This window comes from Curtobacterium sp. MCLR17_044 (assembly GCF_003234435.1).
GTDB lineage: Bacteria > Actinomycetota > Actinomycetes > Actinomycetales > Microbacteriaceae > Curtobacterium > Curtobacterium flaccumfaciens.
Window position 1 is genome coordinate 1 of record NZ_QKTC01000008.1, and the last position, 11,920, is coordinate 11,920.

The 11,920-nt window shown below is 72.3% G+C and carries 11 protein-coding genes; 7 read left to right on the top strand and 4 right to left on the bottom strand.

The genetic code is table 11. The features are described 5' to 3' along the window. The 5 genes from DEJ04_RS18360 to DEJ04_RS06890 form a co-directional block, all read left to right on the top strand. The coding region (locus tag DEJ04_RS18360; RefSeq protein ID WP_111046628.1) for a hypothetical protein at positions 1-1,987 on the top strand (1,987 nt) is incomplete at its 5' end. A gap of 112 nt (positions 1,988-2,099) precedes the next feature. Continuing rightward, positions 2,100-2,591, top strand: a complete 492-nt coding sequence (locus DEJ04_RS06875; protein ID WP_111033706.1) for an SRPBCC family protein — start codon at positions 2,100-2,102, stop codon at positions 2,589-2,591. Positions 2,592-2,780: 189 nt separating this feature from the next. After that, positions 2,781-3,755: a type II CAAX endopeptidase family protein gene (locus DEJ04_RS06880; protein WP_111046629.1), complete on the top strand. Its 975-nt coding sequence runs from the start codon at positions 2,781-2,783 to the stop codon at positions 3,753-3,755. After that, the gene (locus tag DEJ04_RS06885; RefSeq protein ID WP_111046630.1) at positions 3,742-5,112 is read left to right on the top strand and encodes a sensor histidine kinase; all 1,371 of its coding nucleotides are present in this window, start codon (positions 3,742-3,744) and stop codon (positions 5,110-5,112) included. Before DEJ04_RS06880 ends, DEJ04_RS06885 begins: the two co-directional genes overlap by 14 nt. Next, the gene (locus DEJ04_RS06890) at positions 5,109-5,780 is read left to right on the top strand and encodes a response regulator transcription factor (protein ID WP_111046631.1); all 672 of its coding nucleotides are present in this window, start codon (positions 5,109-5,111) and stop codon (positions 5,778-5,780) included. The genes DEJ04_RS06885 and DEJ04_RS06890 overlap by 4 nt, the downstream gene beginning before the upstream one ends. Positions 5,781-5,811: 31 nt before the next feature. On the opposite strand, the gene DEJ04_RS06895 is transcribed toward DEJ04_RS06890, so the two are convergent. Continuing rightward, positions 5,812-6,306 (bottom strand): hypothetical protein, encoded by a 495-nt coding sequence (locus DEJ04_RS06895; protein ID WP_111046632.1) that lies wholly within the window; start codon positions 6,304-6,306, stop codon positions 5,812-5,814. Positions 6,307-6,338: 32 nt separating this feature from the next. Then, on the bottom strand, positions 6,339-7,199 hold the full coding sequence (locus tag DEJ04_RS06900; RefSeq protein ID WP_146248660.1) for a GDSL-type esterase/lipase family protein: 861 nt from the start codon (positions 7,197-7,199) through the stop codon (positions 6,339-6,341). Between the two features lie 206 nt (positions 7,200-7,405). Here DEJ04_RS06900 and DEJ04_RS06910 point away from each other — a divergent pair, with 206 nt between their 5' ends. Continuing rightward, a complete protein-coding gene (locus tag DEJ04_RS06910) occupies positions 7,406-8,044 on the top strand; it encodes a TetR/AcrR family transcriptional regulator (protein WP_111053835.1) in 639 nt (212 codons plus the stop codon). Positions 8,045-8,221: 177 nt separating this feature from the next. On the opposite strand, the gene DEJ04_RS06915 is transcribed toward DEJ04_RS06910, so the two are convergent. Then, a complete protein-coding gene (locus tag DEJ04_RS06915) occupies positions 8,222-9,505 on the bottom strand; it encodes a PP2C family protein-serine/threonine phosphatase (RefSeq protein WP_146248661.1) in 1,284 nt (427 codons plus the stop codon). A gap of 74 nt (positions 9,506-9,579) precedes the next feature. After that, positions 9,580-10,302: a type II CAAX prenyl endopeptidase Rce1 family protein gene (locus tag DEJ04_RS06920; RefSeq protein ID WP_111046636.1), complete on the bottom strand. Its 723-nt coding sequence runs from the start codon at positions 10,300-10,302 to the stop codon at positions 9,580-9,582. Positions 10,303-10,454: 152 nt separating this feature from the next. Here DEJ04_RS06920 and DEJ04_RS06925 point away from each other — a divergent pair, with 152 nt between their 5' ends. After that, positions 10,455-11,906 (top strand): polysaccharide biosynthesis tyrosine autokinase, encoded by a 1,452-nt coding sequence (locus tag DEJ04_RS06925; protein ID WP_110864273.1) that lies wholly within the window; start codon positions 10,455-10,457, stop codon positions 11,904-11,906. Positions 11,907-11,920: the final 14 nt, after the last annotated feature.

Below are 11,920 nucleotides of genomic sequence, written 5' to 3' on the forward strand. Positions count from 1 at the left end.
CACCCCGACCCCGGCTCCGACGCCTGATCCCGCGCCGCAGCCGACCCCGGCCCACGGCGACGCCCTGGCCACCCGGAGCGTCAGCGGTGTGCAGGTGACTGCCCCGGACGGAACCGTGCTCATCGACGGGCAGCCCACGGTGACCGGCGTCGCGAAGCGCACCGCCGACCGGGTCGACGCTGCCGACGGTTCCCCGTCGACCGCACGTGGGGTCACCGTCTCGACTGCGGCGGACGGTACTTCGGACGTGCACCTCGACTCGTTCGAGCAGATCCCCGACCGGGCTTCGGACCCGGTCGCGGAGTACCGCTGGCCAGCGCTGCGCGTGTACGGCCTCGACGCCCACCTCACGCCAGAGGGGACGATGACCGTGGACTTCGCGAACGAGTCGAACGCGGTGTTCGTCAACGGGGTGTGGATCAACACCGCCACCGACCTGTACACCGGCGTCGACGCTGACGGCAAGGAGCGGGTCAGCGTGGCCTTCGGGGAGCGCACGGTGCACGCGGACGGCAGCACGACCCTGACCGCGCTGCACTACCGCGACCTGACGGGGGCGCACCCCGACGTGCGGCTCGGCGCCGTCACGATCCCGGCGAGGGCGAGCAGCCCGACGGACGCTCGGGTCACCGCCGCCTTCGGGGTGGGCGTCCGGGGGACGGACGGTACGGCGCTGGTCGCCCCGCAGCCGCGGGTCACCAGTGCCGGGGAACACCGTTCCGCCGCCCGCATCGACGCGATCGCCGACTACCCCGCCCGGGCAACCGACGTCACGGCGGCGATCGGGGACGACGGCGACACCGCGACCATCTCGGTCGGGCACTTCGAGCAGATCCCGGACGAGGCCACCGACCCCGTCGCCGCCTACCGCTGGCCGGCACTCCGCGTGAACGGATTGCACGCCGAGGTGACGGCGGCCGGCACGATGACGGTCTCCTTCGACGACGAGTCGAACGCCGTGTTCGTGAACGGGGTGTGGATCAACACCGCCACCGACCTGTACACGGGGCTCGCCCCGGACGGGACCGAACGGGTCCGCGTCCACCTCGGCGAACGGACCGAGAAACCGGACGGGACCGTCACGCTCACGGCGCTCCGCTACGAGGACCTGACCGGGACGCACCCCGACGTGCTGCTCGGCCAGGTGACGTTGGCGGCGGCGCAGCCCGCCCCGGACCCGACCCCGGGCGGGGGCGGCACCACGCCGACACCGGAGCCGCACGACCCGGCCATCGCACGCTGGCATGCCTTCGGGCTCCGGGCATCCGGACCGAGCGACGTCCCGGCGCAACCCGTCGTTGCGCCCGCCGCCGACGGCACCACCGTGACCGAGCGGGCGGACCAGGTCGGGGACGGCGCCACCGGACAGCTGCGTGTCGACGGGGTCACGGTGCGGTCGGCGAGTGACCGCGGCGAGGTCCGACTCGAACGGGTCGTCCTCTACCCGGGCACGAGCATCGCCGGCGAGCTCCGTGACGTCCGTGTCCGGGTGACCCACGGCGGTGCCACCGTGACGACCGCGGGTGGGCGGATCGCGGGCACCACCATCCCGGCGGGCACGATCCGGGCGAACACCCGGATCGCCCTGCCCGGCGGGCTGGGGAAGGTCGTGCTCAACGAGCAGCGGACCCGCGGGCGGGACCGGACCGTCACCGCGCTGCACCTGAGCGACCCCGCCGGGTTGGCAGCCGACGTGTCGGCAGCGGTGGTCACCACGGCAAAGGTCGATCCGCCCGCGAACGGCGGGAATGGCGGGCAGGGCGGCGGCAGCGCAGCCGGAGGCCCGGGCAACGAAGCGGCTCCCGGTGCCCTGACGCCGGACGGCACGAGCCCGGCCGGTACGAGCGGTACGAGCGGCATCGGGACGGGCAGCGGAGACCTCGCGTTCACCGGTGCCTCGCTCCTGCCGGGCCTCATCGCGGCGGTGCTCCTGCTCGGTGCGGGTACCGCGATGGTGGCGCTGCGGCGTCGACGGCGCGTGCGCTGACCACCGCAGGCCCGCGGGAGCGCGGGACGCCAGGCCCGGTGCCGGTCGGCACCGGGCCTGGCGTCCGCCGTCTGGGGGAGGCCCGCGCGACCGCCACGTGCGAGGATGACTCATGCCCGTCGTCGAGTCCCGCTGCGTCATCCCGGTCGAGCCCGACGTGGCCTTCGCCGTCTCGCAGACGCAGGGAGCGATCCGGAAGCGGTGGGACCCCTTCATCCGCCGCCAGCACCTGATGGACGGTGCGACCGTGCCGGCGAAGGGCGTCCGCACGTACACGGTGCAACGGTTCGGGTTGGCGATGGAGAGCGAGTACGTCTCGTACCACCCGCCCTCGAACGTGGGGATGAAGATGACGAAGGGCTCGTGGTTCTTCGAGCGCATGGGCGGAGGATGGCGCTTCACGGCGGCCGAGGGGCAGCCCGGGCACACCCTCGCGGTCTGGCGCTACAACTTCACCTGCAGGCCGAAGTGGCTCGCGCCGATCGCCGAGCGCATCGGCGTGCTCGTGCTGCAGCGGGACATCGACCGGCGCATCCTGGGGTTCGCCCGCGGCTGCGAGGACCCCGTCGTCCTGGCCCACGTGGCCGCACAGCGCGCTGCCTGACCGGACCCGCGAGACGCCGGCATCCTGCGGGCCGAGTCGGTTCGGAAGACGCCGTCGTCGAGCGATGACGACGGCGTGTTCAGGAGTGCCGAACCCACCCGCAGCGCGCTTGCATCCTTCGATGGAACTCCCGCAGGTGCATCCCGAAGCCGGTCGTCCCCGAGCGCCCCGTTTCCTAGCGTCGTGTGCATGACGAACACCACCGAAGTCCGGCCCACCGCCGGCACCGCAGCCCGCGACCGAGGGGGTGTCCGCGGCCTCATCGCCCGGCACCCGCTCGTGTCCTTCTTCACCATGGCACTCGGCCTGAGCTGGCTCGCGTGGGTGCCGTACATCCTGTCGCCGCACGGCATGGGCGTGTGGGACATCCACTTCCCCGAGGTCCTGGGCAGCGCTCAGTTCACGGGCGTCCTGCCCGGGGCGCTCCTCGGCCCGTTGGGCAGCGCGTTCATCGTCACCGCCGTCGCCGACGGTCGCGCGGGGCTCCGCCGCTGGGTGGGACGGCTCTTCCGCTGGCGGGTCGCCTGGTACTGGTACGCGCTGGCGCTCGTCGTCGTGCCGGCCCTGATCGTCGTGTCCGCGCTGCCGTTCGCCGGTGGTGACGTGCGGGCCCCCTCGGCCCTGGCCTTCGCCATGCTCGTGCCCGGACTGATCATCCAGCTGTTCTCGACCGGCCTGAGCGAGGAGCCCGGCTGGCGCGACTTCGCCCTGCCCCGCCTGCAGCACCGCTTCGGGGGCCTCGGCGCCGCCGCGATCCTCGGTCCGATCTGGGCGCTCTGGCACATGCCGCTGTACTTCAGCGACTGGGGCGGCTGGCCGAACGCGCACTGGAGCGAGCCCGTCGTGTTCGCCCTGTTCACCATCACCTTCAACGTCGTGATGATCCAGGTCTTCAACAAGACCCACGAGAGCCTGCCCCTGGCCCTGCTGCTGCACGTCGGCGTGAACAACACGATCTCGACGCTGTTCCCGGAGATGTACCCGAGCATGACCGCCGGCACGCTGATGATCGGCCTGACGATCATGTCGACGATCGCCGCCGCGGTGCTGCTCGCCGTGACCCGTGGCCGCCTGGGCTACGACCCGGCCCGACGCGCCCTGCCCCTCGACGCACCGGTCCCCACCCACGCCCGCCTCGTAGGATCCAACGATGGCACCCGCTGAGCACGACGCGCTGCGCGCACCGGCCGAGCCGGCAGCGCAGCGCGAGCCGGCAGCGCAGCCCGCGCGATCGGCCCAGCCCGAGCAGCGCGCCCGCCGCGTCGACGTCTTCGTCGCCCTCGGCACGGCCGTCGTCGCACTCGGGCTGCTGCTCGGCCTGCCGCCCCTGGACGCCCTCGAGCCGGACGGCCCCGCCCTGGCGATGCGGGTCCCCGCGCCGTTCACCCTGGCGTGGACCGTGCTCGCCCTCGGCCTGCTGGCCCAGTCGGCCGCCCTGCTCGCCGCCCACCGGGCACCGCGCACCGTCCTGATCGCGGTCGCCGCCCTGCCGGTGGTGGTCGCGGCGCTCGCCCCGCAGTCGTCCGACCTGTTCGGCCTCACCGCACTGCCCGTGGTCGTCGCCGTCGTCCTCGCCGCACTCCGCGTCCCGCTGGCCCGCCTGTGGCCGACGCTCCTGGTCGCCGGCGCACTGGTCGCCGCCGGCAGCGCGGTGTTGGCCGCCGTCGCCGGTGACACCACGGCCGCCGTGTCCGGCTCGCTCGGGCAGGGCGTGCTGCAGGCGATCGGCGCGGTCGGCCTGCCCCTGCTGGTCACCCTGCTCGTGCAGTCCCGCCGCGAGGTCCGTGTCGCCCGCACCGCCGAGGCCAGCGCCGTGAACCGGGAGCAGGATGCCCTGGTCGACGCCGCGGTGTCCCGTGAACGTGCCGCGATGGCCCGTGAGCTCCACGACATCGCCGCCCACCACCTGTCCGGCATCGCGCTGATGGCCGCCGTCATCGACCGGCAGATCGACGCGGACCCGGAGCGTGCCCACGAGGGCGCCCGCCAGGTCCGGGAGCAGAGCACCGCCGTGCTCGAGGACCTCCGCCGCCTGGTCGGCCTGCTCCGCGACGACGCCCCTGCCGAGCGCGCCGTCGAGACGGTCGCCGGGATCGTCGACCTGGCCGAACGCGCCCGGTTCCGCAGCGACGTCCGGCTCGACGTGCTGCCGGGGGACCGCCCGCTGGCCGACGGCGTCGGCCCGCTCGCGCAGCTCGCCGCCTACCGCACCGTCCAGGAGGCACTGGCCAACGCCGCCCTGCACGCCCCGTCCGCCCCGTGCACCGTCACCATCGACGACCGCGACGCGACCCGGGTGGTGATCCGGGTGGAGAACGCAGCGGCCACCGTGCCGACAGCGGGGACCTCTCCCTCGGGCGGCAACGGCCTGCGGGGGATGCGCGAGCGGGCAGACCTGGTCGGGGCGCGCCTCCAGACCGGCCCGACCGCGACCGGCGGATGGCTGGTGGAGCTGGCGCTCGGCCGGGAGGCACCTCCCGCACCCGCGCAGGCCGCCGACGGAACCGGGGTGGTCGCGTGATCCGCGTGCTGGTCGCGGACGACCAGCCCCTGGTCCGCGCCGGGGTGTCCGCGCTCCTCGGTGCGGAGCCGGACATCGAGGTGGTCGGCGTGGCCGCCGACGGCGGCGAGGCGCTCGCGCTGGCGCGCGAGACGCGACCCGACGTCGCCTGCCTGGACATCCGGATGCCGGTGATGAACGGCATCGAACTCGCCCGGGTCTTCTGCGCCCCGGACGCCGATCCGGCGATCCCCGCGCTCATGCTGACGACGTTCGACCTGGACGACTACGTGTTCGGGGCGCTCGAGGCCGGTGCCTCCGGGTTCCTGCTCAAGGACGCCGAGCCGGACACGATCGTCGATGCCGTGCGGCAGGTCGCCGCCGGCAACGGCACGCTCGACCAGGCCCTGACCCGGCGGGTGCTGCGGGAGTTCGTGTCGCGGCGGAGCCTGCAGCCGGTGTCCGGCGACCGGGCCGACGGCGTGCTGACCGCCCGCGAGCGCGAGGTGCTCCTGCTGCTGGCGCAGGGGATGTCGAACGAGGAGATCGCCGCAGCCCTGGTGCTCGAGGTCTCCACCGTCAAGTCGCACCTGGCGCGGATGCTGCCGAAGCTCGGGGTGCGGTCGCGGCTGCAGGCCGTCGTGTGGGCGTACCAGAACCGGATCGTGACGGTGCCGGAGCAGCCGTAGCGGGCCCGGAGTCAGCCGGCGGGCTGCGGCGTCAGCCGGCGGGCTGCGGCTCCGCGGCGCCGGGGACGACGAGCTTCCAGACGTCGTCGTCTCCGTCGTGGGAGAGGTACAGGCGGAAGGCGCCCTCGTCGGCGAGGGGGTCGCCCGAGGAGTACTCGACCGGTTCGCCGCTCGTCTCGCACTGGTCCGACGTGCTGATGACCTGGATCGTGTCGCCGGGAGCGACGGCGTCGCCCTTCGTGACGTCGGTGACCGTCGCCTCGTACACCTCGTAGATGCCCTGCGGTTCCACGGTGCGATCGGTCGTGGTGACGTCGGCGTCGACGACGAGTTCAGCGGCGTCGCGGCGTTCGGCCGGGGTCTTCAGCTGGACGTAGTCGGTGCACCCGGTGCTCTGCACGTTGTCGTCGTTGCTCGGGTTCGTGGGGGCGCTGGTCCCGCCGCCGACTCCGGGGGCGCAGCCCGCCAGGGTGCCGCCGAGCACCACGACGAGTGCCACGACCGGTGCGATCCGTCCCCACTGCATGGGGCGAGTATGGCTCACGACGAGACCGGGGGCTAGCCCGCAGCGCCCTTGGCGCCCTCGGCGGCGATGTGGATCGCCTGCTGCATCCGGACCGACACCTTCTTGGACATCGCGACCGTCGGGTGGACGCCGTCGTAGGTGCGCGAGGACGGCCAGCCGCCGTCGAGCCGGCGGTCGGCTGCCCACGGGTCGACGAACATCCAGCCGCGGGTGAGCGCGTGGTTCTGCAGGTCGCGGTTCAGGATCTCGCCCTGCTTGCGACGGTCGATGTGCTTCTTGCTGTAGTTCGTGATGTTGGACGGGGCGATCGCGGCGATGACGACGTGGCGCGCGCCGACCTTCTTCGTGATCTTGTCGATGTTGTTCAGGATCGACTTCGTGCTGTACCCGTAGCGCAGGTCGTTCGTGCCGGCCATCACGACGAGGACGTCGGCATCGTGCGCCGAGCTCCGTTCGAGGATCCGCGTCGAGGTGGCTCCTCCGATCGAGGTGCCTCCGACGTTGGCCATCGTCGGGTCCTTCATCTGCCGCATCCACGAGGCGTCCATGGCCGTGAGCGAGTCGCCGGCGTAGGTGAACGTCAGCTTGCTCGGTGTCGGCGCGGGCGTCGGGGTCGGCACCGGTTTCGGCGTGGCCGTCGGGGCGGTGCTCGGCGTCGGGGCGCTGGTCGGAACGGGCGTGGGCTCGCTCGGCTGGCTCGGCTGGCTCGTCGGCTCCGTGGTCGGGGACGGTGCCGGAACGTCGGTCGGCGCGGGGGCGGGGGCGCTCGTCCCGGTTCCCTCCACGGCGGTCGCGGTGTTCGGGACTGCGGCGAGCAGGGTGCCAGCGAAGACGGCGACGGATGCGGCTGCGGCGATGAAGGGCAGGCGGGAGGAGCGCTGGTGGTGAGGCAACGTGAGCTTTCGTTTCGGGTGCGAACTTCACCACCCTAGAAGTTCCGTGACATGTCATCGTCCCCCAGGTCTGGGGGGCCGCACGGCTCGCGCTCCGCGGACAGACAGATCGTTCCCCGTGCTACACGATCCGGTCGCTGTCCGGGGAACGCGCGTTCCCGTTCGGGGGACTGTGCACCGACGCGTCTGGCTGGTGCAGTGTATGCATGCACATCGAAACGCCGCCGGTGACCACCCCCGACGACCCCGCCCTGCGGGGTGAGGTCATCCACGGGATGATCACGGCGCTGCGTTCCCGTCCGCTGCACGAGGTGACCCCCGAGGTCGTCGCGGCTGCGGCCAGAGTGGACACCGACGTCGTCGGCCGGACGTTCCCGAGCTGGGACGGCCTGCTGCTCGCGACCATCGACCGGTGGAACGAGGACCGCACCGTGCCGCTCATGCCCCTGGCCGAGCAGCACGGCACCATCCGGTTCCTGCGCGCGATCGTCACCGCGAACGTGGCCGACCCGTCGCTCATGCGGTTCCTGACGGCGACGCTGAACATCGCGGCATCGCCCGAGCACCCGCTCGCGCCGATGCTGCACGCCCGGTGGCGACGGTTCCACGCCTTCGTGCAGCACGCCCTGGAGCGCGACGTGCTGCTCGGGCGCGAGCCGAGCACGATGGAACCGGCCCGCGGCTCGGAGCAGCTGCTCGCGACCTACGAGGGGCTGCAGCTGCAGTCCATGGTGCGACCGGAGATGGACCTGCTCGAGGCCTTCGACCGCGCCGTGACGCGCCTGCGCGAGGGCTGGTCCCGCGCGTACGTGCCGCCCGTCTGGGACCTCGCCCGGGTCGGTTGACCCTCCGGGCGGCTCATCGGGCCGCCCTCACAGACCGAGGACGCTAGGGCGTCCGAGGGCAGACGCTCACCGTCTGCACGCGTCGCCGCACGATTCGGGTTCGAGCGGCGGCGCGTACCAATCGCCGCGAGACGACCGTGCATTCCCCACTGGTCGCCGGTCGCTCGTTCCGCGCCGTCAGTCGGCGTGCATCGCGAGCGGTCGCTCGGTGTCCACCTCGACCGGCTGCCGGCGGATCGCGATCACCGTGACGTCGTCGTCGTGCGGCACCTCGTCGGCGCGGGCCGACAGCGCGAGGACGACCGCATGGGGATCGCGGCCGGCGCGGGCGATCGCGGCGACGGACTCGATCGTGTCGTCCAGGTCGTCGTACAGGTCGAGAACGCCGTCGCTGAACGAGACGAGCAGGTCGCCCGGTTCGAGGGTGCCGTCGGAAGTCGCCCACTCCTCGCGGATGCCGAGCCCGAGCGGCATGTCGCCGGAGCGCAGCCGGTCGACGTGTCCGTCGGCCCGCAGGACGAAGCTCAGCCCGTGCCCGGCATCGGCCCACTGGAGGGTGCCGTCGTCGGAGATCCGGGCGTGGAACAGCGTGGTGAAGGCGAGGTCGGGTCCGACACCCTCTGCGGTCAGCCCGTCGGAGGCCCGCTTCAGCGCCTCGCCGGGGTCCTCGACGGTCCGGGCGCTGCGCAGTGTCGCGCGCACCGCGGCCGCGATCAGCCCGGCACCGACGCCCTTGCCCATGACGTCACCGAGGCTCACTGCCACGCCGGTCGGCGTCGGGTACCAGTCGAAGAAGTCCCCGCCGACGCTCCGGGCCGGCAGGCAGGCACCCGCGACGACGACGTCCTCGGTGATGCGGCCGGTCGTCGTCGGGAGCAGGGACCGCTGCACCGCGGCTGCCCGGTCGATCTCGGCGCGGACCTTGCCCTCACGTGCCTCGGCGGACCGCAGACTCCGTCGGGCCCGGCGGGAGAGCTCGTGCACGACGACGGCGACGGTGCCGAACACGACGACGAGGATGCCCAGACGGACGAGTTCACCCGCGCCGGGCGCGTCGGACGGGGTCAGGACGTAGGGGGCGAGGATCACGACCACGATGCCCGCGATCGCGAAGAGCACGGTGCGACGGCCCTCGAGCGACGCCCACCAGACCACGGGGAGCACCACGATCGCCGTGAACAGCGAGGAGCCGGAGCCCGTCCCGGTGCGCAGCAGCGCGATCGTCAGGAAGTCGACGGTGAGCAGGACCGGCACCACCCAGGCCGCGCGGCGCACGAGTGCGGGGATCGCGCTCATCAGCGTCGCGACCACGACGCCCACCACACTCGCGACGAACAGGTGGTGCTGGGTGATCGGCAGCGTCGGCATCACGACGCTCAGGAACGCCGACAGCGCCAACAGGCCGCTGATCGGAGCCTGACGGACGAGAGGGTTGTCGACGATGCTGGTTGGGCGAGTCATGCTCAGTGCAGGCTAGTGGTCCGCGCTGCCGAGCGACCGCCCCTGACCCCATCTGGGGACGCAGCCCTGGCCGCTCAGCGCGGCCAGGTGGCGACGACCGCGACCGCGTTGAACAGCACGTGCGCCAGGATCGCGCCGCCGATGCGGTCGGTCATCGCGACGAGCGTGCCGGTGAGCAGGCCGAGCAGGAACGTGGTCACGAACACCTGGAACCCGCCGAGCGACGTGCCACCCGCACCGAGCAGCAGGTGGAGCAGCGCGAACAGGAACGCCGTGACCAGCACCGCGAGGAACCGGGTGCGGGGTGTGAGCTCGGCGGCGAGCCGGCGCTGGAACAGCCCGCGGAACACCACTTCCTCGAGCATCGGGCTCACGACGACGATGCCGATCGCCGACACGAGCAGCAGCCCGACGTCGGGCGTGCCGAGGGACGGCGCGGGCACCAGCCCGGTCGTCCCCGTGAACGCGAGTGACATGACGACGTCCACCGCGCGGCACACGATCACGATGCCGATCGCGAAGACCACGATCCCCAGGTCGAGTCGCAGCCGCGACACCATGGCCGATCGCGGGGTCCGACGGAGCACCACGGCTGCCGCGACGACGAGCGGCACCCACACGGCTACGTCCGCGGCGAGCACCTGCAGGACCGGCGAGGGGATGCCCCCAGTCCGGGTGACCTGTCCGACGATCCGGGTCAGGATCACGGCGACGCCGAGCGCGACGAGGATGACGATGAGGTCCCGCTGTCGCCGCACGCTGGGCTCGGTGGTGGTCTGGGCCGTCTCGGAGCGCATGGGGCCACCGTAGAGGACACCGCGCGGCGGATGGCGACTTCCCCCGAGCAGTACTCGTTCCTGTGGCACTATTTGTATGCCGTGCGCTGGGAGTACCCCGGCGTGCCTGTGTCGGGACCACGGGGACGGCCATGATCGGGGAAGGCAAAGGCGTGGAACTCCGCGACTACATCACGGTGCTCCGCAAGGGATGGGTGCTGATCGTCGTACTCGCCCTGGTGGGAGTGGCCGCAGCCGCAGGGTTCTCCCTGCTGAAGAAGCCGGTCTACTCGGCATCGGCGCAGGTCTTCGTCTCCACGGAGACGTCCGGCAGCGCCAGTGACCTGGCGCAGGGCAACACGTTCACCCAGCAGCGGGTGCTGACGTACTCGAACCTGGTGTCGACGCCGATCGTGCTGCTGCCGGTCATCTCGTCGCTCAAGCTCGACATGAACGCGGACCAGCTCGCGACGATGGTGTCGGCGACGGCGCCGACGAGCACGACGCTCATCTCCATCTCGGTGGAGGGCACCGACCCGGTGCAGGCCGCCGACATCGCGAACGCGACCTCGCAGAGCCTGACCAACGTCGTGCAGGACATCGAGGCCACCGACGCGAGCGGCAAGAGCACGGTCAAGCTCACCCGCGTGAAGCAGGCCGACGTGCCGAGCGTCCCGGTCAGCCCGAACGTGCCCGTCAACGTGGCGCTCGGTCTGCTCGTCGGGCTCGCCCTGGGCATCGGCATCGCCGTGCTGCGCCAGACCCTGGACAACCGGATCCGCACCGAACTCGACGTCGAGAAGATCAGCGACAAGCCGGTCGTCGGCGGGATCGCCTTCGACGCCAAGGCCGCCGAACGTCCGCTCATCGTGCAGGTGGACCCGCGCAGCCCCCGTGCCGAGTCCTTCCGCACGCTCCGCACCAACCTGCAGTTCCTCGACATCGGAACCGGTGCCCGCACCTTCGTCATGACGTCGTCGATGCAGTCCGAGGGCAAGAGCACCACCGTCGCGAACCTCGCGATCGCCCTGGACAGCGCCGGGTTCCGCGTCATCCTGATCGACGCCGACCTGCGCCGCCCCCGTGTCGCCGAGTACATGGACGTCGAGAGCAACGCCGGTCTGACCGACGTGCTGATCGGCCGCGCCGACCTGGAGGACGTGGCCCACCCCTGGGGCCGCGGCAAGCTCGTCGTCCTGCCCGCGGGTCAGATCCCGCCGAACCCGTCCGAGTTGCTCGGCTCGCGAGCGATGCAGGACCTGATCGACCTGCTCGAGCAGCAGTTCGACTACGTCCTGTTCGACGCCCCGCCGTTGCTGCCCGTCACCGACGCGGCGATCCTGGCCAAGAAGGCCTCCGGTGCGATCGTCGCGGTCGCCTCGGGACAGACGCTGAAGGGCCAGCTCGCCGCGGCCGTCGCCACCCTCGAGAACGTCGGGGCCCCGGTCTCCGGCTTCGTCCTGACGAAGATGCCGCTGAAGGGCCCGGGCGCCTACGGCCACGGCCGCTACGGCTACGGCTACAGCTACGGCCACGACGAGGACGACAACACCGTGACCACGTCGACGCACCCGCCGAAGCGTTCCGGCAAGAAGCTGGGCGTGCTCCGCCGCGCCGGACGCTGAACGGGGCGGATCAG

Bases quoted from the DNA above. Each gene is read 5' to 3' on its own strand.
- DEJ04_RS06875 (WP_111033706.1), top strand. From the start codon at position 2,100: ATGCCCGTCGTCGAGTCCCGCTGCGTCATCCCGGTCGAGCCCGACGTG.
- DEJ04_RS06880 (WP_111046629.1), top strand. From the start codon at position 2,781: ATGACGAACACCACCGAAGTCCGGCCCACCGCCGGCACCGCAGCCCGC.
- DEJ04_RS06885 (WP_111046630.1), top strand. From the start codon at position 3,742: ATGGCACCCGCTGAGCACGACGCGCTGCGCGCACCGGCCGAGCCGGCA.
- DEJ04_RS06895 (WP_111046632.1), bottom strand. From the start codon at position 6,306: ATGCAGTGGGGACGGATCGCACCGGTCGTGGCACTCGTCGTGGTGCTC.
- DEJ04_RS06910 (WP_111053835.1), top strand. From the start codon at position 7,406: ATGCACATCGAAACGCCGCCGGTGACCACCCCCGACGACCCCGCCCTG.
- DEJ04_RS06915 (WP_146248661.1), bottom strand. From the start codon at position 9,505: ATGACTCGCCCAACCAGCATCGTCGACAACCCTCTCGTCCGTCAGGCT.
- DEJ04_RS06920 (WP_111046636.1), bottom strand. From the start codon at position 10,302: ATGCGCTCCGAGACGGCCCAGACCACCACCGAGCCCAGCGTGCGGCGA.